The 21,962-nt window shown below is 63.0% G+C and carries 21 protein-coding genes and 1 pseudogene; 13 read left to right on the forward strand and 9 right to left on the reverse strand.

Annotated elements, in window-relative coordinates; translation table 11 throughout:
* Nucleotides 1-19: 19 nt before the first annotated feature.
* Both M0639_RS11295 and M0639_RS11300 read right to left on the reverse strand, forming a co-directional pair.
* Nucleotides 20-799 (reverse strand): META domain-containing protein, encoded by a 780-nt coding sequence (locus M0639_RS11295; protein WP_064075193.1) that lies wholly within the window; start codon nt 797-799, stop codon nt 20-22.
* Nucleotides 800-834: 35 nt separating this feature from the next.
* The gene (locus M0639_RS11300) at nt 835-1,434 is read right to left on the reverse strand and encodes a TetR/AcrR family transcriptional regulator (protein ID WP_064075194.1); all 600 of its coding nucleotides are present in this window, start codon (nt 1,432-1,434) and stop codon (nt 835-837) included.
* A 106-nt stretch (nt 1,435-1,540) separates the two neighbouring features.
* Between M0639_RS11300 and M0639_RS11305 the strand changes: the two genes are divergently transcribed.
* Nucleotides 1,541-2,107 (forward strand): NAD(P)H-dependent oxidoreductase, encoded by a 567-nt coding sequence (locus tag M0639_RS11305; protein ID WP_003944689.1) that lies wholly within the window; start codon nt 1,541-1,543, stop codon nt 2,105-2,107.
* 55 nt (nt 2,108-2,162) lie between these two features.
* On the opposite strand, the gene M0639_RS11310 is transcribed toward M0639_RS11305, so the two are convergent.
* The gene (locus M0639_RS11310; protein WP_064075195.1) at nt 2,163-2,990 is read right to left on the reverse strand and encodes a siderophore-interacting protein; all 828 of its coding nucleotides are present in this window, start codon (nt 2,988-2,990) and stop codon (nt 2,163-2,165) included.
* Nucleotides 2,991-3,281: 291 nt separating this feature from the next.
* Between M0639_RS11310 and nrdH the strand changes: the two genes are divergently transcribed.
* The 3 genes from nrdH (at nt 3,282) to nrdE (ending at nt 6,215) form a co-directional block, all read left to right on the forward strand.
* The gene (gene nrdH, locus M0639_RS11315; RefSeq protein WP_003944717.1) at nt 3,282-3,512 is read left to right on the forward strand and encodes a glutaredoxin-like protein NrdH; all 231 of its coding nucleotides are present in this window, start codon (nt 3,282-3,284) and stop codon (nt 3,510-3,512) included.
* A gap of 82 nt (nt 3,513-3,594) precedes the next feature.
* Nucleotides 3,595-4,074: a class Ib ribonucleoside-diphosphate reductase assembly flavoprotein NrdI gene (nrdI, locus tag M0639_RS11320; RefSeq protein WP_003944767.1), complete on the forward strand. Its 480-nt coding sequence runs from the start codon at nt 3,595-3,597 to the stop codon at nt 4,072-4,074.
* A complete protein-coding gene (gene nrdE / locus M0639_RS11325; protein ID WP_003944756.1) occupies nt 4,032-6,215 on the forward strand; it encodes a class 1b ribonucleoside-diphosphate reductase subunit alpha in 2,184 nt (727 codons plus the stop codon). The genes nrdI and nrdE overlap by 43 nt, the downstream gene beginning before the upstream one ends.
* A gap of 60 nt (nt 6,216-6,275) precedes the next feature.
* Here the strand turns inward: nrdE and M0639_RS11330 are convergent, their stop codons facing one another.
* Nucleotides 6,276-6,488 carry a type II toxin-antitoxin system antitoxin gene (locus M0639_RS11330; RefSeq protein WP_003944723.1) on the reverse strand — a complete coding sequence of 71 codons (213 nt, stop codon included), beginning with the start codon at nt 6,486-6,488 and terminating at the stop codon, nt 6,276-6,278.
* A 12-nt stretch (nt 6,489-6,500) separates the two neighbouring features.
* The gene (locus tag M0639_RS11335; protein WP_003944699.1) at nt 6,501-7,418 is read right to left on the reverse strand and encodes an SPFH domain-containing protein; all 918 of its coding nucleotides are present in this window, start codon (nt 7,416-7,418) and stop codon (nt 6,501-6,503) included.
* Nucleotides 7,419-7,588: 170 nt separating this feature from the next.
* Between M0639_RS11335 and nrdF the strand changes: the two genes are divergently transcribed.
* The gene (nrdF, locus tag M0639_RS11340) at nt 7,589-8,554 is read left to right on the forward strand and encodes a class 1b ribonucleoside-diphosphate reductase subunit beta (protein WP_003944744.1); all 966 of its coding nucleotides are present in this window, start codon (nt 7,589-7,591) and stop codon (nt 8,552-8,554) included.
* Between the two features lie 73 nt (nt 8,555-8,627).
* Here nrdF and M0639_RS11345 read toward each other — a convergent pair whose 3' ends face one another.
* The 3 genes from M0639_RS11345 to M0639_RS11355 all read right to left on the reverse strand — a co-directional run bounded on the left by M0639_RS11345 (nt 8,628) and on the right by M0639_RS11355 (nt 11,307).
* Nucleotides 8,628-9,101 (reverse strand): NUDIX hydrolase, encoded by a 474-nt coding sequence (locus M0639_RS11345; protein ID WP_064075196.1) that lies wholly within the window; start codon nt 9,099-9,101, stop codon nt 8,628-8,630.
* A gap of 66 nt (nt 9,102-9,167) precedes the next feature.
* Entirely contained in the window at nt 9,168-10,262 is a 1,095-nt protein-coding gene (locus M0639_RS11350; protein ID WP_047271244.1) for an iron-siderophore ABC transporter substrate-binding protein, read from the reverse strand.
* Between the two features lie 49 nt (nt 10,263-10,311).
* A complete protein-coding gene (locus tag M0639_RS11355; RefSeq protein WP_019747891.1) occupies nt 10,312-11,307 on the reverse strand; it encodes an ABC transporter substrate-binding protein in 996 nt (331 codons plus the stop codon).
* Between the two features lie 350 nt (nt 11,308-11,657).
* On the opposite strand from M0639_RS11355, the gene ctaD reads away from it, so the two are divergent.
* From ctaD to yczE, 4 genes are all read left to right on the forward strand, one after another.
* Nucleotides 11,658-13,448: an aa3-type cytochrome oxidase subunit I gene (ctaD, locus tag M0639_RS11360; RefSeq protein ID WP_020907234.1), complete on the forward strand. Its 1,791-nt coding sequence runs from the start codon at nt 11,658-11,660 to the stop codon at nt 13,446-13,448.
* A 116-nt stretch (nt 13,449-13,564) separates the two neighbouring features.
* The gene (gene serB, locus M0639_RS11365) at nt 13,565-14,785 is read left to right on the forward strand and encodes a phosphoserine phosphatase SerB (protein WP_003944761.1); all 1,221 of its coding nucleotides are present in this window, start codon (nt 13,565-13,567) and stop codon (nt 14,783-14,785) included.
* Nucleotides 14,782-15,567, forward strand: a complete 786-nt coding sequence (locus M0639_RS11370; protein ID WP_082845795.1) for a peptidyl-tRNA hydrolase — start codon at nt 14,782-14,784, stop codon at nt 15,565-15,567. The genes serB and M0639_RS11370 overlap by 4 nt, the downstream gene beginning before the upstream one ends.
* A gap of 37 nt (nt 15,568-15,604) precedes the next feature.
* Nucleotides 15,605-16,399, forward strand: a complete 795-nt coding sequence (gene yczE / locus M0639_RS11375) for a membrane protein YczE (RefSeq protein ID WP_306669957.1) — start codon at nt 15,605-15,607, stop codon at nt 16,397-16,399.
* Here the strand turns inward: yczE and glgX are convergent.
* Nucleotides 16,312-18,354: pseudogene (gene glgX, locus M0639_RS11380) on the reverse strand (glycogen debranching protein GlgX); the annotation flags it as partial. The gene yczE and the pseudogene glgX sit on opposite strands and share 88 nt — an antisense overlap.
* A 51-nt stretch (nt 18,355-18,405) precedes the next feature.
* Here glgX and M0639_RS11385 point away from each other — a divergent pair.
* From M0639_RS11385 to M0639_RS11400, 4 genes are read left to right on the forward strand one after another with little or no spacing between them, the layout of a single operon-like run.
* A complete protein-coding gene (locus M0639_RS11385; RefSeq protein WP_003944728.1) occupies nt 18,406-19,227 on the forward strand; it encodes an ABC transporter ATP-binding protein in 822 nt (273 codons plus the stop codon).
* Nucleotides 19,228-19,283: 56 nt separating this feature from the next.
* Entirely contained in the window at nt 19,284-20,102 is an 819-nt protein-coding gene (locus M0639_RS11390; RefSeq protein WP_003944751.1) for an NUDIX hydrolase, read from the forward strand.
* A gap of 10 nt (nt 20,103-20,112) precedes the next feature.
* The gene (locus M0639_RS11395; protein WP_003944701.1) at nt 20,113-20,892 is read left to right on the forward strand and encodes an enoyl-CoA hydratase/isomerase family protein; all 780 of its coding nucleotides are present in this window, start codon (nt 20,113-20,115) and stop codon (nt 20,890-20,892) included.
* A gap of 53 nt (nt 20,893-20,945) precedes the next feature.
* Nucleotides 20,946-21,962, forward strand: a complete 1,017-nt coding sequence (locus M0639_RS11400; protein ID WP_003944733.1) for a class I SAM-dependent methyltransferase — start codon at nt 20,946-20,948, stop codon at nt 21,960-21,962.

The following is a 21,962-nucleotide window of genomic DNA, read 5'->3' on the forward strand; positions in this document are numbered from 1 at the left end:
TCGAGCCTGCAGCGTCTGGTCAAGCCTGCGCAGTCAGTATCAATCCGGTGTCGTCGGGCTTGCGCAGGGTCAGCGTGTCGGCGTCGACGGTGTAGCTCACTTCGCCGTCGAGCACCGCCAGGATCTGGCGCTCGATGTCCATGTTCTCCTCGGGGCAAGCCATACGCGTGGTTGCCATCGGCGTGAACGTGACTGTGGTGTCGGACGTCTGGGCGCTTCCGGTCATGCGATTGCATCCGGTGCTCCCGCTGACCGAACCGTCTGCGGCAATCGTCAGTTCGGGAGCTGACGTCTCCAGAGCCAGGCTCGTACTGATCGCATCGGGACTGATGAGGGACGTGACAGTCCACGTCGTGCCCTGCAGCGGTCGATCCGGCGTGACGATTTTCTTGTCCTGCAGGGTGACTGTGGCGTCCTTCGATGTCAGGACGAGGGTGTCGCCGTCGAGGCTCCACGCCGGCGCAGCGGTCAGCAATGTTGTTGTCCAGGAGTCGGATTCGGCGATGCCGGGAGGGCAGCCCATCATGGTCGACGCCATGGTGCCGGTGGTCAGCTTGCCGTCGGTGAACTCGACCGAACCGTTTGCCGTGTTGCATCCGGCGCTCGCGGACACTCGACCGGCCTGGCTGAAGTCGAGAGTCAGCGGGCCGCCGCCGGGAATTTGTGTTCCATCCACGGAGGTCGAGATGAACACACGACCGGAGGGATCCGTCTTGTCCTCGGGGGAGTCGGACGAAGCGGAGCAACCGCTTACCGCGGCGATGGTCAGGAAGCCGATGACGGCAGCAGCGATGCGCATGGGCTCACATTAAGCGGTGGGACGGATCGGGGGAGTCAACATCGAGTAACGCGCCGGGCAAGGTCTTCCCAGCCGGCGGCCAGACGCTCGGTGGTCATCCCGAGATCGCGCACCTGATGAAGGACGAGCGACGCTTCGAGCGGTGCCAACAGTGCTGAAGCGAGCAGATCGAGGTCGCCCTCGACGCCGGCTCCTCGAAGAAGCCCGAGGACGTGAGCGATGCCGAGAGCCCGGGCCGGACCGCCGAAGCGGTATTCAGGAGCGTTTTCCGCCGCTCGGAGGACTTCGCCCTGTACTTCCACCATGGCAATCCGGGCTCGTCCGAACGCGATGAGGCGCTCGATCGGCGGCGCGCCCGGACCCAACGGTGGGGGGCCGAACATGAATGCCTGCTGCAGTTCTCGCTCGGTGTGATCGAGCAGTGCCTGCATCAGTCCCGATCGATTGCCGAAGCGCCGAAAAACTGTGCCCTTGCCCACACCGGCCCGGCACGCGACAGCATCCATCGTCACTGCGTCGACACCTCGCTCGGCAACGAGGAGGGCTGCGGCGTCGAGCAGAAGTACGCGGTTACGTGCTGCGTCACCGCGCTCGACCGGCGCGGCGCCGATCTGGGGGAGGGGGATTGCGCTCACGGGATCAGGTTACAGGGCCGGGGAATGTAAGTGGACCGCGGTCCGTTTAGTTGATATAACTTTCAACCGGAGCCACCAACCGCACCACTCTCGAAGGAAACTCGCTATGTCACAGACCAATGTTCTCGTTCTCGTCGGCAGCCTGCGCGCCGGATCCGTCAACCGCCAGCTTGCCGAGACGGCTGTGTCCGCCGCACCCGAGGGTGCCACGCTGACGGTCTTCGAAGGCCTCGCCGACGTCCCCTTCTACAACGAAGACATCGACGTCGAGGGTGCTTCCATCCCCGCTGTCGACGCACTGCGCGCCGCTGCGAGCGACGCGGACGCGTTCCTGCTCGTCACCCCCGAATACAACGGCACCATTCCCGCAGTTCTGAAGAACGCCATCGACTGGATCTCGCGTCCGTACGGTGTCGGTGCAGTCAAGGACAAGGCTGTCGCAGTCATCAGCGCTTCGCCCAGCGGCAACGGCGCCAAGTGGGCACACGAAGACACCACCAAGGCAGTCCGTATCGCCGGCGGCAAGGTCGTCGAGGACACTGCACTGAGCATCGGTGGGACCGGCGCACTGTTCGGTGAGCTGCACCCGCGTGAGAACGCAGAGGTGCTCGCTCAGGTCTCCAAGGTCGTCTCCGACCTCGTCGACGCCGGCAAGCAGCTCGTCAACGCGTAATCCGTTTCACGAGTGAGGGCCATGCCGGAAGGTATGGCCCTCACTCGTATGCGCGCTAGAGCCCTTCGCGTTCCATCGCGTCGTCGACCGCGTCGCGAACCGACTCGAAATCCTTGCCGGCCATCATCGCTTCGCCCATCGCAGCATCGATACGGTCGGCGACGGCGGCGTACCGACGCTCCCAGTTCTCCTTGTCCTCCCGCCAGTAACCCATCACGTGCATGCGGTTTGCCGGGATTTCCCATGTTCGACGCAGGTGGGTGCGGATGCGTCTGGCGGCCGCGGCCTCGACTGCACACCAGATGTAGCCCTCGCCGGGGGGCAGGGGAGCGCCGGCCAATTCGGCGAGCAGCGAGTCCGATTCCTCGATCCATCGGTAGTGAGCGTGGGCGCGCGTCGTGAACGTCTGCTGTTCACTCGGCGCGGGTACCTGCGCGATGACGTGGATCGGTAGACCGTCGGGTGCTTCTTCGAGAATTCGCCCGATCGCGGGCAGAGCGGCGTGATCGGCGACCATCAGCAGCCAGTCGCAACCTGCCGGCGGCGTGAACCACCCGCTCGCCGTCGAGAGGTGAACGGTCTCGCCCGGTTGCGCAGTCGCGGCCCAGAGTGCCGCGCCGCCGTGGCCGTGGAGAACGAAGTCGATCTCCAGTTCGTTCTTCGACGGCTGCCAGCGCCGGACCGTGTAACTACGGGCGTGAGGGGGATCGAGGGGGAATCTGACGAGCACCCGTTCGTCCGGGCTACCACTCGTCTCGAAGTCGCTCAGGCCCTCCCCGCCGAAGGTGATTCTGCGCATCAACGGTGTCACCTGCTGTGTTCTCGTCACGGTTGCCTCGTGGCGTGGAGCCTCGTCCTTCGGGGGTGTTTCCACGACGCTCATGGTAGGTCCGTGGCGCGGCTCCGAGAGGCTGGCGAGCACAAAAAGAAACTGTGACGCGCGACACGCCGACGCGCCGGGAAATGAAGGCGCTGAACTGGGGCGACCTGGGAATTCCAACGATGTGACTCACAACATCTCGCGTTATGTGTTTCTGTCGGCCACTAGGTGTAGTGTCTTGAGCACTGAGAGACCACAACGCGGAACGCCTCGAGCGAGACTCCGGCAATCGGTCGTATCGGTGCTGAACATCACTACATCGGCCTTTGTTGGCTAAGCGAAAGAGGGACTCTCATGAGCATCACCGTCTACACCAAGCCCGCTTGCGTTCAGTGCAATGCCACCTACCGCGCCCTGGACAAGGCCGGTCTCGAATACAACGTCATCGACATCACCGAGGATGCCGAAGCCCGCGACTACGTCATGGCTCTCGGGTACCTCCAGGCACCCATCGTGGTTGCCGGTGAAGATCACTGGTCGGGCTTCCGTCCCGATCGCATCAAGACCCTGACCGTCGCTGCTTGAAGCGCCGCAGTGTCGGCGGTGGACACCTCCGCCGACACATCTGAGTAGTTCCGGGCACCGTACAAGAAAATGGTGACAACCGATGACTTCGCTGGTCTATTTTTCCAGCGTGTCGGAGAACACCCACCGATTCGTTCAACGTCTCGGCCTGCCTGCGACACGTATACCTATCCATGACCGTGACGGCTCATTTCGTGTAGACGAGCCCTATGTGCTGATTCTGCCCACCTATGGTGGCGGGGTCACCGTGACAGGGCGCGACACCAGTTATGTACCGAAGCCGGTCATTCGTTTTTTGAACAATCCACACAACAGGTCGTTGATCAGAGCAGTGATCGCGGCGGGAAACACCAATTTCGGTGAGTCCTTTTGCTATGCAGGGAACATCATTTCCCAGAAATGCCACGTTCCTTTTCTGTACCGGTTCGAACTCATGGGCACTGCCGAGGACGTCGACCGGGTACGAGAAGGCTTGGGGGAGTTCTGGAATCATCTCGAAACAGAGAAGGAGCACGGGCAGTGGCGCCAACCATCACTGACACGATCGCGGCAGGAAGCGTAGAGCGTGATGCGCGCGGCGGCGATTCCACCAACGGTCTCGACTACCACGCACTCAACGCCATGCTCAACCTGTACGGCGCCAACGGTGAGATCCAGTTCGAGATGGATGTCGCTGCAGCCCGTCAGTACTTCTTGCAGCACGTCAACCAGAACACCGTGTTCTTCCACAACCTCGACGAGAAGCTGGACTACCTCGTCGAGGAAAACTATTACGAGCCCGAGGTTCTCGATCAGTACTCACGTACTTTCGTGAAGTTCCTGATCGATCACGCGTACGCCAAGAAGTTCCGCTTCCCGACGTTCCTGGGTGCATTCAAGTACTACACCTCCTACACGCTCAAGACCTTCGACGGTAAGCGCTACCTGGAGCGTTTCGAAGATCGTGTCTGCATGGTTGCGCTCACCCTGGCCGCAGGCAACGAAGACCTGGCCGTCGAACTCGTCGACGAGATCATCGCCGGACGCTTCCAGCCCGCCACCCCGACGTTCCTGAACTCGGGCAAGAAGCAGCGCGGTGAGCCCGTGTCCTGCTTCCTGCTTCGTATCGAAGACAACATGGAGTCCATCGGTCGCTCCATCAACTCGGCACTGCAGCTGTCCAAGCGCGGTGGCGGAGTTGCCTTGCTGCTCACCAACGTTCGTGAGCACGGCGCACCGATCAAGAAGATCGAGAACCAGAGTTCGGGTGTCATCCCGATCATGAAGCTTCTCGAGGACTCGTTCTCCTACGCCAACCAGTTGGGTGCGCGTCAGGGCGCCGGTGCTGTGTACCTGCATGCGCACCACCCCGACATCTACCGGTTCCTCGACACCAAGCGTGAGAACGCCGACGAGAAGATCCGTATCAAGACGCTCTCACTCGGCGTCGTGATCCCAGACATCACGTTCGAACTGGCGAAGAAGAACGAGGACATGTACCTGTTCTCGCCGTACGACGTCGAGCGCATCTACGGAGTTCCGTTCTCCGACATCAACGTCTCCGAGAAGTACTACGAGATGGTCGACGACAAGCGAATTCGCAAGTCCAAGATCAAAGCTCGCGAGTTCTTCCAGACCGTCGCCGAATTGCAGTTCGAATCGGGCTACCCCTACATCATGTTCGAGGACACGGTGAACCGGGCAAACCCGATCGAGGGCAAGATCACGCACTCGAACCTGTGCTCGGAGATCCTGCAGGTTTCGACGCCTTCACTGTTCAACGACGACCTGTCCTACTCGAAGGTCGGCAAGGACATCTCCTGCAACCTGGGTTCGCTGAACATCGCGAAGACCATGGACTCGCCCGACTTCGCCAAGACCATCGAAGTGTCGATCCGCGGATTGACGGCAGTGTCCGACCAGACGCACATCTACTCGGTGCCGTCGATCGAGCAGGGCAACAACGACTCTCACGCCATCGGCCTCGGTCAGATGAACCTGCACGGATACCTCGCTCGTGAGCGGATCTTCTACGGCAGCGAAGAAGGCATCGACTTCACGAACATCTACTTCTACACCGTGCTGTTCCACGCACTGCGTGCGTCGAACAAGATCGCCATCGAGCGCGGCTCGTACTTCAAGGGTTTCCCGGAGTCGAAGTACGCCTCGGGTGAATTCTTCGACAAGTACACCGATCAGGCTTGGGAGCCGGCAACCGACAAGGTTCGCGGACTCTTCGCCGATGCGAAGCTGCACATCCCCACTCAGGACGACTGGCGTGAGCTGAAGGCTTCGGTTCAGAAGCACGGTATCTACAACCAGAACCTTCAGGCCGTCCCGCCGACCGGCTCGATCTCGTACATCAACTACTCCACCAGCTCCATCCACCCGGTGGCGTCGAAGATCGAGATCCGCAAGGAAGGCAAGATCGGCCGCGTCTACTACCCGGCGCCCTACCTGACCAACGACAACCTGGAGTACTACCAGGATGCCTACGAAATCGGGTACGAGAAGATCGTCGACACCTATGCTGCCGCAACGCAACACGTCGACCAGGGCCTGTCGCTGACGCTGTTCTTCAAGGACACCGCAACCACCCGCGACATCAACAAGGCGCAGATCTACGCGTGGCGTAAGGGCATCAAGACGCTGTACTACATCCGTCTGCGTCAGATGGCACTCGAAGGCACCGAGGTCGAGGGCTGCGTTTCCTGCATGCTGTAAAGGGCTCCGCGCCGTGCGCCTTTTCGGTAGTGGTTACTACCGAAAAGGCGCACAGGGGTATCAGGCCGGCGGGCGGCCGGGACCGTGCATCTTGCCGGCATTCTTCGGCATTCGACCGTGCTCGGTGAGTGCGCGCCGAAGGAGAAACTCGATCTGGGCGTTGGTACTTCGGAGATCGTCGGCGGCCCAGCGGGCGAGGGCGTCGTGTACCGCTGGGTCCAACCGAAGAAGGATCTTCTTACGCTCGGATCGCGGAGCTGGATCCGTGGCCATGTGGCCTTTCCTTTACTGGTAGAGCGAACCGGTGTTGAGCACCGGTTGTGCGTCGCGGTCGCCGCACAGCACGACCAGAAGGTTACTGATCATCGTGGCCTTGCGTTCCTCGTCGAGTTCGACGACGTGCTTCTCCTCGAGCTGCTTGAGTGCCATGTCGACCATGGACACCGCGCCTTCGACGATTTGCTTGCGGGCGGCTATCACAGCACCCGCTTGCTGGCGCCGAAGCATCGCGCTGGCGATCTCCGGTGCATACGAGAGCCTGTTGATGCGTGTCTCGATAACTTCGACACCCGCCGCACGCACGCGGGCGTGAACCTCCTCCGACAAGGTGGTGGTGATGATATCGGCGTTCTCGCGCAACGAGACTCGGCCTTCGGCGTCGTACGGGTAGCTACCGGCGATATGGCGGACGGCCGCCTCGGTCTGTACGGAGACGAACTCCTCGTAATCGTCCACCTGGAACGAGGCGAGCGCTGTGTCGGCCACCTGCCAGACGACCACCGCCGAGATCTCGATGGGATTGCCGTCGGCGTCGTTCACTTTCGCCTGACCGGTCTCATGGTTTCGGATGCGCGTCGAGATCGATCGACGGACCGTCAGCGGATTTGTCCATCGCAGTCCCGGCGTGCGCAAGGTGCCGCTGTACGAGCTTCCGAGAAGTTGCAGAACTCGGGCTTGATTCGGTTGCACCAAGGTCAGGCCCATCAGGAGGGGGAGTGACGCGATGAACAGCACCACTCCGACCGGAATCAGGGCGAAGAGTCCCAGAACTCCGCCAACGACGGACAGCGCGATTCCGGCCAGGAAGAGAAGGACGCCGCCGAGGAGCATCCAGCTGCCGGACAGGTCCCAGCCTGGGCGTTCGGCGATCGTTGTGGTGGCGACACCGGTCGGTTTCTCGGCCACGGTGGGTGTGCTGGTCATGCGAGACTCGCTTTCCATCGGTAAGTGATATTTAATTGATATCACATTTTTTGTACTCGTGGAGGGGCGCGTGCGACACATGTTGTTGTGTTGGCATCGCGGACCCGACACAACGGGTAGTGTTCAGGCAAGCCAACATTCGGCAGTATCTCTCTCGCTAGGTAGGAATTATGGTCAAGCTGGTCAGTCGCGTTTCCGCCATCAACTGGAATCGCGTCCAGGACGAGAAGGACGCCGAGGTATGGGATCGCCTCGTCAGCAACTTCTGGCTGCCCGAAAAGGTGCCGGTCTCCAACGACATCCCGTCCTGGGGAACGCTGACCGCGCAGGAGCAGCAGCTCACCATGCGCGTCTTCACGGGCCTGACGCTGCTCGACACCATCCAGGGAACGGTCGGCGCCGTCAGCCTCATCCCGGACGCGATCACTCCCCACGAAGAAGCGGTGTACACCAACATCGCCTTCATGGAATCGGTGCACGCGAAGAGCTACAGCTCTATCTTCTCGACGCTGTGCTCCACCCCCGACATCGACGACGCGTTCCGCTGGTCGGAGGAGAACCCCAACCTGCAGCGCAAGGCGCAGATCGTTCTCGACTACTACAACGGCGAGTCGCCGCTCAAGCGCAAGGTCGCATCGACGCTCCTCGAGAGCTTCCTCTTCTACTCCGGCTTCTACCTGCCGATGTACTGGTCCTCGCGAGCCAAGCTCACCAACACCGCAGACCTCATCCGCCTCATCATCCGCGACGAGGCCGTGCACGGGTACTACATCGGCTACAAGTACCAGAAGGGCCTCGAACAGCTCACCGAGGCCGAGCGTGAAGAGCTCAAGAACTACACGTTCGAGTTGCTCTTCGAGCTCTACGAGAACGAGGTCGACTACACCCAGGACCTCTACGACGGCGTCGGTCTGACCGAGGATGTCAAGAAGTTCCTGCGCTACAACGCCAACAAGGCGCTCAACAATCTCGGCTACGAAGGCCTCTTCCCGAAGGACGAGACGGACGTCAATCCGGCTATCCTGTCGGCACTTTCACCGAATGCGGACGAGAATCACGACTTCTTCTCCGGCTCGGGTAGCTCCTACGTCATCGGCAAAGCCGTCAACACCGAAGACGACGACTGGGATTTCTAGAGAGCGACCTACACGCCGAAGCCCGACTCCTGCACACGCGGGAATCGGGCTTCGGCCGTGTATTGGGAGCGGACTAGCGCTGAAACCACGCTTCCGGCTTGTCCAGCAACGCTTTTGCGAGGCGCAGACGCGAGGTTTCCGTCATGTCCGAAGGCAGTGCGCTCGGCGCGAACCACGCGACCTCGAGGTTTTCGTCGTCCGCCACGTGTGCATCTCCGCCGGTCCACCTGGCCAGGAAACACACGTCGAGGTACTGAGTCACGTCGCCGTTGGGGTACGTAATGGGCTCTGTGACATCGACACTCGTGATCCGAATCAATTCGGCGTCGACGCCGGTTTCTTCCTTCGCCTCGCGCACCGCCGCCGCCGACGGTTCCTCCCCAGGCTCGAGAACGCCGGACACGACGGCCCACTGACCGTTGTCGGCGCGGCGGGTGAGCAGGATCCGGCCGTCGTCGTCGCGGATCACGACGCTCACTCCGGACAGCCAGAGCGGCGCATGACCGACCTTCTCGCGCAGTGCAACAATGAATTCGGGGATCGGCATGATCAGAACCCGAACTTCACGGCTGGGGCGAACCGCTTCGAATGTCGGAGTTGTGGTTCGTTCCGGTCAGCTCGCATATCCGTTCAAGGTTCCCTTCAAGTCCGCCAATACGGCACGGGCAGCAGTCATCCCGTTTCCGTTCCAGATGTCGTCTTCCGCTACGAACACACGTCGGTCGGTGGCAGCGGCGAGGTCCTGCCACTGGTCGCTCTTCATGACCTCGGTGCCGTAGCTACGACCGTTCGGCCCGTCGAAGAGGACGTAGATCAAGTCCCCTTCGGCGGCGCTGAGATCGTCGGCCGGAATCGGTGCCGTGGTCGCATCGGTCAATCGCTGCGCCGGTGGGCGCCGGACGCCGACGTCGCTGAGGATCTGTCCGGCGAAGGATGCAGGGCCCTCGATCTGCAGGTCCTTCGAACCGAACCGAACCACTGATGCCTGCGTCTGCGATGCATTCAATGCGTCGCCGAGCTGCACGACGTCCTGCTGGTAGCGGTCCAGCTCCGTCGCAGCCGCGGACGAACGGCCAAGTGCCTGGCCCGCGAGGGCGAACTGCGCTTTCCAGTACACGGGATCCGAGCCGGCGAACACGGTGGGGGCAATGGCGTCGAGTTGCCCGTACAAACCGTCGGACGCCGGACTGGACCCGAGGATCAAGTCCGGCGCGGCGGCCTTCACGGCGTTGACGTCGGGTGCGCTCACGGGGCCGACGCTCGGAATCTCCGAGATGCCGAAACCGAGGTACGACGGTTGAGGCGAGTCGACACCGGTCGCGGCGCCCACTACCCGCTCCCACAGACCGAGGGCGCACACGGCGTCCATCGAGACGCTGTCGAGGACCACGATCCGTTGGGGATCGGAAGGAACCTCGGTTTCACCCGCAGTGTGTACGACTCGACGCTTCACCCCGGGGCCCGCTCCCGGGTCGGCTTGCGTCGGCGTCGGGCACGCGGTGGCGGTGTCGCGTTCGATGCCCATCACGCCGGCACCGGCGATCGACGTAGTGGTCCGGACGATGGTGCTCGCGGGATCGTCCGACGAGTCGGACGAGCAACCACCGAGGACGAGCATCGTGGCGGCGATCCCCAGGATCGAGACACGACGAACGGACGTGCGGGCGGTCGTGCGTGAGAGAACAGACGTGCGTGAGAGAACAGACAAGTCGACGGCTTCCTGTGTGAGCGGGCGCCGTTCAGGTTAGCTGTTCGACTCAGCTGTTCTGCTTGTCCACCTCGAACGTGTCCGAGAGGTCGTCGAGGATCATGTGGGCGCCCTGGATGCTGACCGGCGACATCCAACGTGAATCGTCCACGTCGACCTTGCGTCCTCGAAGGGTCTGCCACAGCGGGCTCTCGAGGAACGGCTTCGCAGCTTCGGCGCTCTTGCCCTCGGCGTCTTGCCAGGTGCTGATGAAGATGACGTCCGCGTCGGCTTCGTTGATCAGCTCGGGGCTGATCTTCATCATGATGTTTCCGGCATCGGCGGGGTCAGGTCCCTGGTTGTCCGGGCGCTTCAATCCGGCGTCCTGAAGGACGATGCCGCTGAACGAGGTGGTGCGGTAGAGGCGTGCCGTCGGTTCACCGGCGAATCGGACTACCGAGATGACCGGGTTGTTCGCCTTCTCGTTGATTTCCTTGCCGACGGTGGCTGCGCGGGTTTCGTACTCGGTGATCTTCGCCTCGGCCAGTGACTCCTTGCCCAGCGCTTGACCGACCAGGCGGATGTTGTCCTTCCACGTCGGGCCGGTCGTCTGAGTGAAGACGGTGGGTGCGATTGCGGAGAGCTGCTCGTAGTTCTTCCCGTCGCGGACCTCGGCGGAGATGATGAGGTCTGGCTGCAGTGCGGCGATCTTCTCGAGGCTTGCACTGCTGACCGTGCCGACCGAGACGGCGTCCGCGGCGAATTCCTCCCGCGAGGATCCGAGGTAGTCGGGAAGACCGGGCTCGCGGTAGTCGACGTAGCCGACGAGCGGGGATTCGAGGAGAAGGACGGCGTCGGTGAAGCTGTTGTCGAGCGCGACGATCCGCTGGGGTGCTGCCGGGATTTCGGTGCTTCCACGGAAGTGTTCGATCGTGCGGGGGAATGCGCCCGACTCGGTCGAGGTGGTGGTTGCAGCGGGCTCGTCGTTACTCGAGCAGGCTGGAACGACCAAGGCGATCGAGGCTGCGACGGCTACCAGCGCGGCGCGGCGGGGAAAGAATTTCACTGATTGGCTCCTGAGATGAGTTAGGCGAGGGTGACCTTATCAGTGGAGGGGTTGGCCGAAAACGGACACCGACCGAATTCTTTGACGCGCACGACACGCCGATTCGGAAGTGGGTTCGGACTCCCGGGGGAACATAAACCGCAGGTCGTTCGTCCGGTGCCGTGAAAAACGGATGCTCGAGTACGACGCAGAGTAGGACCGGGTCGCGGTGCCTCGGAGTCACGGTCTACGATTCGATGAGCGCAAGCCAGAAGCCGTTGTCCGCAGCCCGGGCGACGGACCCTGCGGGCGCAACCAAGGGCTCTTTGACGGAGTCTGCGGAGCGACCAAAGGCACATTCAGGAGGATCAGTGACTGCCGTAGCGCCCCAGCCAGTCCCCACGATAGCGCCGGCCAGGCCTTACCCGCCGCGGCAGGGACCCAAGGGCTCATTCATTTTCAAGATGATCACGACCACCGATCCCAAGGTGCTCGGAATCATGTACTTGGCGACTTCCATCGCCTTCTTCCTCATCGGTGGCCTCATGGCGCTGATGATGCGTGCCGAACTTGCTGTACCCGGCATGCAGTTCCTTTCCAACGAACAGTTCAACCAGCTGTTCACCATGCACGGCACGATTATGCTGCTGCTGTACGCGACCCCGATCGTCTTCGGCTTCGCGAACTACATTCTTCCGCTCCAGATCGGTGCACCCGACGTCGCGTTCCCGCGCCTGAACGCGTTCAGCTACTGGCTGTACCTGTTCGGTGCGATCATCACGACGGCCGGATTCGTCACGCCCGGTGGCGCAGCAGACTTCGGTTGGACGGCATACACGCCGCTGACCAGCGCGCTGCACAGCCCCGGCGTCGGCGCCGACCTGTGGGTCTTGGGTCTGGCCGTCGCCGGCCTCGGCACCATCCTCGGTGGCGTCAACATGGTCACCACCGTGATCTGCCTGCGCGCACCCGGTATGACCATGTTCCGCATGCCGATCTTCACCTGGAACATCTTCATCACCAGCATCCTGATCCTGCTGGCGTTCCCGCTGCTGACCGCTGCATTCATGGGCTTGTTCGTCGACCGCCATCTCGGTGGGCACATCTTCGACCCGGCAACGGGCGGTGTGCTCCTGTGGCAGCACCTGTTCTGGTTCTTCGGTCACCCCGAGGTGTACATCATCGCGCTGCCGTTCTTCGGCATCGTCTCGGAGATCTTCCCGGTCTTCAGCCGTAAGCCGATCTTCGGCTACAGCGGCCTGGTGTACGCAACGTTGGCCATCGCCGCTCTGTCGATCGCAGTGTGGGCCCACCACATGTACGCAACCGGCGCTGTTCTCCTGCCGTACTTCTCGTTCATGACGTTCCTGATCGCCGTGCCGACAGGTGTGAAGATCTTCAACTGGATCGGCACGATGTGGAAGGGGCAGTTGACCTTCGAATCGCCGATGCTGTTCTCGATCGGCTTCCTGATCACCTTCCTCTTCGGTGGTCTGTCGGGTGTCATCCTCGCGAGCCCGCCGCTCGACTTCCACGTCACGGACAGCTACTTCGTCGTCGCCCACTTCCACTACGTGGTCTTCGGCACGGTCGTGTTCGCCACGTACGCCGGTATCTACTTCTGGTTCCCGAAGATGACCGGTCGCATGATGGACGAGCGCCTCGGCAAGTGGCACTTCTGGACCACGTTCGTCGGTTTCCACGGCACGTTCCTCGTTCAGCACTGGCTCGGTGCCGAAGGTATGCCGCGTCGTTACGCCGACTACCTGCCCTCGGACGGGTTCACGGTTCTGAACTCGGTGTCCACGATCTTTGCCTTCGTACTCGGTGCCTCGACGCTTCCGTTCATCTGGAACGTCTTCAAGAGCTACCGCTACGGCGAGGTGGTCACCGTCGACGATCCGTGGGGTTACGGAAACTCGCTGGAGTGGGCAACCACCTGCCCGCCGCCGCGTCACAACTTCACCGAGTTGCCGCGCATCCGTAGCGAGCGTCCGGCGTTCGAGCTGCACTACCCGCACATGGTGGAGCGGATGCGCGCGGAAGCGCACGTCGGCCCCGGCCACGGCGGGAAGAACGCCAGCACCGTGCTCGAAGATGCTCGTCACGAGCCGCTCACGGTCGGGGACGAAGGCGACCCCGGAACCGACAGCCGCTCCTGAGCGAAGTAACACACTGAAGTAATCAGCGAAGGCCCCGCCCGAGTAACGGGTGGGGCCTTTCGCTTGGCACAATAGTGACGATCAAGACGCGAACGAAGAAACGATCGGAGTTTTCGGTGGGTGCCTCTGACACCACTGTTCTGGTGACTGTGACCGGGCCGGACCGCCCTGGCGTCACCTCGGTACTGTTCGCGGCGCTGTCGCGGCACGATGTGCGTCTACTCGACGTGGAGCAGGTGGTGATTCGAGGTCGACTGACACTCGGTGTCATGGTTGCCTGCCCGAACGATCCCGAAGCGCTTCAGGAAGAACTCGAACAGGCGATGGCGACGGTCGGAATGAACGTCGACATCGAAATCGGTGCCGATCCCGGACGGCCCGCGGTGTCCACCCACGCGGTCGTTGTTCTCGGTAGCCCGGTCAATGCTCGCGCAATGCGATCGGTTGCACGCGAACTCGCGAAGCAGGGCGCAAACATCGATTCCATCCGTGGTGTCGCCGACTATCCGGTCACCGGCCTCGAACTCAGCGTCAGCGCGGCCGATACGGCGGACGGCGACGCGAAGCTGCGCACCGGACTCGCCGAGGTCGCCGCTCTCGAAAACGTCGACATCGCGGTCGAGCGCGCAGGTCTCGCTCGCCGGGCCAAGCGTCTGATCGTGTTCGACGTGGACTCGACGCTCGTCCAGGGCGAGGTCATCGAGATGCTCGCCGCGAAGGCCGGCGTCGAGGACGAGGTCCGCGCCGTCACCGAAGCTGCGATGCGCGGCGAGATCGACTTCACCGAATCACTGCACCAGCGTGTGGCGACACTCGCCGGTCTCGACGCCTCCGTCATCGACGAGGTGGCAGAGAGCATCGAACTGACGCCGGGTGCGCGAACCACGATTCGCACCCTGCGCCGTCTCGGATTCCACTGCGGCGTGGTGTCGGGTGGCTTCCGGCAGGTCATCGAAGGCCTCGCACACGAACTCGAACTGGACTTCGTGCACGCCAACACCCTCGAAATCGTCGACGGCAAGCTGACCGGACGTGTGATCGGTGAAATCGTCGACCGCGCCGCGAAGGCCGTTGCGCTGCGCAAGTTCGCCGATCAGGTCGGTGTGCCGATGGAACAGACCGTCGCCGTCGGTGACGGTGCCAACGACATCGACATGCTCAACGCCGCGGGCCTGGGCGTGGCGTTCAACGCCAAGCCTGCGTTGCGGGAGGTCGCAGATGCTGCGTTGTCGCATCCCTTCCTCGATGCTGTGCTGTTCATTCTCGGTGTGACCCGCGACGAGGTCGAGGCTGCGGACGCCGTCGACGGTGGCGTGCGACGCGTACCGATTCCATGAGTTCCGATCCAGCATTCAGTTCCGATCCAGCTGTGATGTCCGGCCCCGATTCGCGCTGGCGCGAGCGCCACGCGGTGCTGGCTGCTGGGTACGGAGGGCGAGACGATCCCGCGGATCCGGCGCTGGTGTTGGCGATGCCGATCGTTCTGCACATTCCGAAGGCAGACCCGCCCAAGCGCACCGCACTGCTCGAGGCTGCGGCAACGGCGGCTGTGGCGCTGTGTCTGGACGAACGCGTCGGGTTCACCGAAGACGGGGAACCCGGCCCCTGGCACGAGGACTATTCGGCGTGGGTGGGTGCCCGGATTCGGAAGGTGTCTCGTCGAGCGCGAGGAGCGCAGTGGCTCGCCGCGCAGGAGGTACCGGGAATCACCGTCGATGTGGATGGCGCGCAGGCGCGGGCTCTGGTTCCCGGGCCGGTCGGAGAACTGGACCCGCGAATCAAGAAGTTGCAGATCGGTGGGACCGATCTCGAGCACGACGAGCCTGGCCCGCCGGAGCCTGGTCTTCCGGTGCTGTGGATCGACTCGGCGCTCGAGATGACGGTAGGCAAGGCGTCGGCACAGGTCGGGCATGCCTCGATGTTGTTGGCGGCGGCCATGTCCGAGAAACAGTGCTGGGACTGGGCGCAGAACGACTTTCGCTGCTCAGTGCGCGACGCGAGCCCGGAACAGTGGGCCGAAGCAGTAGTTCGGCTGAAGAAGTCGGAGGCCGTCGCGGTTCGTGACGCTGGTTTCACGGAAGTGGCACCAGGCTCCATGACAGTCATCGCGGTTCCGTAGAGACGCAACCGACCAGTCCAGTATCGGCAACTTGGCTATGGATGAACAGTCCAGTGGCCATCAAGATGGTCGAGTGTTGATACGGAGATTCGCCTCGCTGTTCGTCGGTCTGTGGTTGTACGGCTTCTCGATGGCCATGATGATCACAGCCGGTCTTGGTCTGGATCCCTGGGATGTTTTCCATCAGGGTGTGGCCGAGCACGTTTCGCTCAGTTTCGGCGTGATCACTGCGATTACCGGTGCGGTGGTACTGCTGCTCTGGATTCCGATCCGTCAGCGGCCGGGATTCGGAACGGTCGCCAATGTCGTTGTAATTGCCATCTCGGTGGATACCTCACTGGCCTTCTTGCCGGTCTTTGATTCCATGCCAGTTCGAGCCGTGATCATGGTCGCGGGAATCCTCCTCAACGGACTGGCCAGCGTTCTCTACATCGGCGCGGGCATGGGGCCGGGCCCCCGCGACGGATTGATGACCGGACTGGTCGCTCGCACAGGTCTGTCGGTCAGGCTCGTGCGTACCAGCATCGAGATCGCGGTCCTCACGACCGGATGGCTCCTCGGTGGAACCGTCGGCGTCGGAACAGTGTTGTACGCCTTCGGGATCGGACCGACCATTCAATTCCTCATCAAGGTGCTGCCGGATTCCATGACAGCAGCGGTGACCGGAGGACGTGTCACGGAACGTAAGGCCAAGACCGTGGGGCCGGTCAGCGAAATCTCGGTGCCGACGGGAACTTCGGCCGTGGAGGCAGGTTCTCCGGTGGGTGAAGCCGAATCGAACGATGCAGTCAAGGTGCCGTCGAACCATTCCGGAGTGCCGACGGTGACCTGAACCGGTCCACCGGAATGCAGGATCAGGAGCCAACTGTCGTCACCGAGTGGGCGCCCGGTTCGAGTGTGAGACCGAACGTCGGCTCCGTCGATCCAGGCCTGCAGCGTTCGGTGACTCTCGTCGTACCATGCGGTGTCGTCGAACTCGACGCCGGCAGCGTCGAACCAGACGAGGTCCGGGTGCTCCAGTCTTCTTCTGCCTTCGAAGAATTCGGGCTGACGCAACGCCGGTGCCGTTCGGCGTAATCCGAACGCTCGGGAGACGAACTGCACCAACGACTGATCGGCCGCCGTCCAGTCCAGGGCCCACGAATCGGCTGGGGAGGCAAGTGTGGGAACACAATACGCGTTGTTGTTTCCGCCGAGACTGTGGCCGAACTCGTCTCCGGCGGTGAGCATCGGTGTGCCTGTCGACAGCACGAGCGTGGCCAGTAGCGCCCGTACATGACGTGCTCTGGCGTCCTGAATCTCGGGATCGGTGCTCGGGCCTTCGATTCCGTGGTTGAACGAATCGTTGTGATCGGCGCCGTCACGATTGTCTTCACCGTTGGCTTCGTTGTGCTTGTGGTTGTACGCGACCAGATCGGCGGCGGTGAACCCGTCGTGCGCTGTGACGAAGTTGATCGACGCCCAGGGGCGACGGCCGCTGCCGGCAAAGATGTCCTCGGAACCGGCGAGGCGCGACGCGACCTTCCGGACGCTGGAGCCGCCGTTCCAGAACTGGCGAATGGTGCTGCGGTACTTGTCGTTCCATTCCGACCATTGGAGTCCGAAGTTTCCGACCTGGTAACCGTCGGCAGTGGCATCCCACGGTTCGGCGATGAGCTTGCACCGAGTCAGTACCGGATCGGAGGAGATGGCGGACAGGATGGACGCCCGCTGGTCGAAGCCGCCGCCGCGCGGCCTACCCAACGCGCTCGCAAGATCGAATCGGAAGCCGTCGACACCCATTTCGGTGGCCCAGTAACGAAGGCTGTCGGTGATCATGCGGACGGCGATGGGGGAGCAGGCGTCGACCGTGTTGCCGCACCCGGTCAGGTCGATGTCGCGGCCGTCGCCGTCGAGAAGGTAATAGCCGGGGCCGTCCAAACCTCGCCAGCTGACACTGATTCCGTCGACACTCTGCTCGCAGGTGTGGTTGTAGACGACGTCGAGGACGACCTCGATGCCTGCCGCGTGTAGTGCGTCGACCATGATCCGGAACTCGGTGACTTCGCCGCCCGGAGTTGCCGCGTATCCGGGATGCGGGGCGAAGTACGACGCCGTCGAGTATCCCCAGTGGTTGCGCATCCCTCGCTCGCGGACGCTCTGTTCGGTCAGAAACGCCTGTACGGGAAGCAGTTCCACGGCAGTGACGCCGAGTGAGACGAGGTGATCGATCACGGCCGGTGCCGTCAGGCCGAGGTACGTTCCGCGGTGGGCGGCGGGTACTCCTGGATGACTGGCGGTGTACGCGCCCACATGCAGTTCGTAGATGACGCTTTCCTCCCACGGCGTCTCGAGGCGGGCTCCGGCGGGCGCGAGGCCGGGAGTCACCACGGACAGCGGCACGTGGCCGAGCGAGTCGACCGTCGACGGGTCGCCGAAGGGATCGTCGGCGTACGACAGGAGGGCACGGTGATCACCGAGATCCCCCTCGATGCGGCGCGCCCACGGATCGACGAGCAGCTTGTGTGGATTAAGTCTCAGCCCGGCGCGCGGATTCCACGGGCCGGACGCCCGAATTCCGTAACGCTGCCCCGCACCGATCCCGGAGATGATTCCGTGCCAGATTCCGTACGTGTGTTGCCGAAGTTCGACGCGATCTTCGTTTCCGTCCTGGTCGATCAGGCAGATGTGGACGCTCGACGCGGCCGGGGCGTGGACCGCGAACTGGGTTCCGGAGTCCACGATGTTGGCGCCGAGTGGGAACGGAGACCCGGGCGTCGGGGGGTGAGTTTCGATGAGAGGCGACACGCAAGATGATCCTGCCGTGAACGGCCGGAGAATGTGCGGGAAGATGTTCGGGTGCCGCTACCTGATCCAGATCTGCTCATCGATTTCGACAACGTACTCATCCGTCGGGGAGGGTCCACTCTCGTGGGGCCCGTCACCTGGAAAGTGGAGCTGGACGAGCGATGGGTGGTGCTCGGACCCAACGGTGCCGGCAAGACCTCGCTGCTGCGCATCGCGGCCGGTGAGACTTTCCCGACCAGTGGTTCTGCCCACCTCCTTGGCGAAGTGCTCGGCAAGGTCGACGTCAACGAGTTGCGCCCGCGAATCGGTTTGTCCTCGTCGTCGTTGGCGAACCGCGTGCCCGGCGACGAGAAGGTCAGCGACCTCGTCGTGTCGGCGGGCTACGCCGTTCTCGGTCGGTGGCGCGAGGAGTACGAATCCATGGACACCTCGCGCGCTGTGGAGATGCTCGAAAGCCTCGGCGCCGAGCACCTGGCGGATCGGACGTACGGGACGCTTTCCGAAGGCGAGCGCAAGCGCGTCCTCATCGCGCGAGCCTTGATGACCGATCCCGAACTTCTTCTCCTGGACGAGCCCGCCGCCGGGCTCGATCTCGGTGGACGTGAGGAACTTGTGGCAAGACTCGCCGAACTGGCTGCCGATCCGGACGCCCCGGCTACCGTTCTGATCACCCATCACGTCGAGGAAATCCCGCCGGGATTCACCCACGCACTCCTTCTCAAGGAAGGGGAGGTCGTCTCTCAGGGCCTTCTGGACGACGTCATCACCGCCGAAAATCTGAGCGCGGCATTCAGCCAGTCCATCAGCCTCGACAAGGCGGACGGCCGATACTTCGCGCGCCGCGCGAGACCGTCCGGAGCTCATCGCGCGTGAGCTTCAGTGGGACCTGAAATGCGGCCCAGATCACAGATCGCGTAGGTTCGCGAAGCATGGCTAACGAGAATGCAAACGCTGTCCCCGAGCCCAAGGATGCGTCGACCGTCATCTTGGTGCGCGATGCCGAATCCGGTATCGAGATCTTCCTGCTTCAACGAGTACAGGGGATGGCGTTTGCCGGGGGCATGACGGTATTCCCCGGCGGCGGCGTCGACAAGTCCGATGCGACGGCCGAGGTCGAGTGGGCCGGACCGTCGGTCGAGTGGTGGGCCGAGCGGTTCAGCACGGATGTTGCTCGGGCGAAGGCTCTCGTCTTGGCTGCGGTGCGGGAAACTTTCGAGGAGTGCGGTGTCCTGCTGGCCGGCCCCACGGCTGACACGGTCGTCGCGGACACGGCCGGCTATGCACAGGACCGAGTAGCTCTCGAAAAGCACGAGCTGTCGTTCAGCGATTTCCTGAAGAAGGAGAACCTGGTCCTGCGCACGGATCTGCTGCGGCCGTGGGCGAACTGGATCACGCCGGTGGGCGAGACCCGCCGCTACGACACGCGCTTCTTCGTCGCAGCGTCACCGACCGGACAGATCGCGGACGGGGTCACCTCCGAGGCCGCCGAGGTGCGTTGGCAGAGCCCGCAGGACGCGCTCGCGCATTGGCGGGAGGGTGGCAGCATCCTGTTGCCGCCGACGTGGAGTCAGCTGACCGAATTGGCCAAGTTCAGTTCGGTGGCGGAGATACTCGCAGCCGAGCCGGAGATTCCCGTCATCCTGCCTACGTTGATCACCGACGAGGAAACGCTGCGCGTCGAGTTCCCGAACCAGGACGGTTACTACGTCGCCGGGCCGCATCCGTGGTCGGTCAAGGCGGCAAAGTAACCTCTCGACCATGGCTGAATTTGTGACTCTCGAGGTTTCCGAAGGCATCGGCACCATCCGTCTGGCGCGTCCGCCCATGAACGCTCTGAACCGTCAGGTTCAGGACGAGTTGGCTGCTGCCGCACACGCTGCGACCGTCGACAAGGCAGTCAAGGCCGTCATCGTCTACGGCGGCGAGAAAGTCTTCGCAGCCGGTGCCGACGTCAAGGAAATGGCCGAGATGGATTACGGCCAGATCCGTGACGCGATCGGCGGCATGCAGGCCGGACTCGGTGCCGTGGCGTCCATCCCGAAGCCGACCGTTGCCGCGATCACCGGATACGCACTCGGCGGTGGACTCGAAGTTGCACTCTCGGCCGATCGCCGGATCGTCGGAGACAATGCCAAGCTCGGAGTTCCGGAGATTCTGCTCGGAATCATTCCCGGTGGCGGCGGAACGCAGCGTCTGGCTCGTCTGATCGGTCCGGCCAAGGCCAAGGATCTGGTCTTCACCGGCCGTTTCGTCGGGGCTGACGAGGCGTTGGCCATCGGTTTGGTCGACGAGGTCGTCGCTCCCGACGACGTGTACACCGCGGCCCGGACATGGGCCTCGCAGTTCGTCGGGGGAGCGTCACGTGCGTTGGCTGCTGCCAAGGCAGCCATCGACGAGGGTCTGAACACCGACCTGGAATCCGGGCTCAAGATCGAGCAGCATCTGTTCGCCGGATTGTTCGCGACCAAGGATCAGGCGATCGGCATGGAGTCGTTCATCGCGAACGGTCCGGGCAAGGCCGAGTTCACGGGCGAGTAGGCTCCCCTAAACTAGAACTTGTTCATCTCTTACCAGCGAGTAGGATAGCCGCCATGACAGCCAGCCCGAATGACGACGCAACCGTCACGCCGCCCGCCGCTACCGACACCTCGGTAGTCGACCCCGCGCCGCGGCCGCACGCCACGGCCGAAGAGGTCGAGGCCGCTCGTAAGGACACCAAGCTCGCCCAGGTGCTCTACCACGACTGGGAAGCCGAAACCTACGACGACAAGTGGTCCATCTCGTACGACGAGCGCTGCATCGACTACGCACGTGGTCGTTTCGACGCCGTCGCGGGCGATCAGCCGCTCCCGTACGAGCGCGCGCTCGAACTCGGTTGCGGCACCGGATTCTTCCTCCTGAACCTGATGCAGGGTGGAGTCGCCAAGACCGGTTCGGTCACCGACCTCTCGCCCGGTATGGTCAAGGTCGCACTGCGCAATGCCGAAAGCCTCGGCCTTCCGGTCGACGGCCGTGTTGCCGATGCCGAGACCATTCCGTACGAGGACAACACCTTCGACCTGGTGGTCGGCCACGCCGTGCTGCACCACATTCCGGACGTCGAGAAGTCGCTCCGTGAGGTCCTTCGTGTCCTCAAGCCCGGCGGACGTTTCGTCTTCGCCGGTGAGCCCACCACTGTCGGCAACTTCTACGCCCGCTGGCTCGGCCGCGCGACGTGGGAAGCAACCACACGCGTGACCAAGCTGCCGTTCCTCGCAGACTGGCGTCGTCCGCAAGAGGAACTCGACGAGTCTTCTCGTGCAGCAGCTCTCGAAGCTGTCGTCGACATCCACACGTTCGACCCCACCGACCTCGAGAACATGGCGAAGTCTGCGGGCGCCGATCAGGTCCACGCTGCCACCGAGGAATTCGCCGCGGCGCTTCTCGGCTGGCCTGTCCGTACCTTCGAAGCGGCTGTTCCGCCGGAGAAGCTCGGTTGGGGCTGGGGGCGTTTCGCTTTCGGTGGTTGGAAGACACTCAGCTGGGTCGACGAGAAGGTGCTCCGCCACGTCGTTCCTCGCGGATTCTTCTACAACGTCATGATCACCGGCGTGAAGCCCGGCAACTGA

It is taken from the genome of Rhodococcus qingshengii JCM 15477, from assembly GCF_023221595.1.
In the GTDB taxonomy this organism is placed as follows: Bacteria; Actinomycetota; Actinomycetes; order Mycobacteriales; family Mycobacteriaceae; genus Rhodococcus_F; species Rhodococcus_F qingshengii.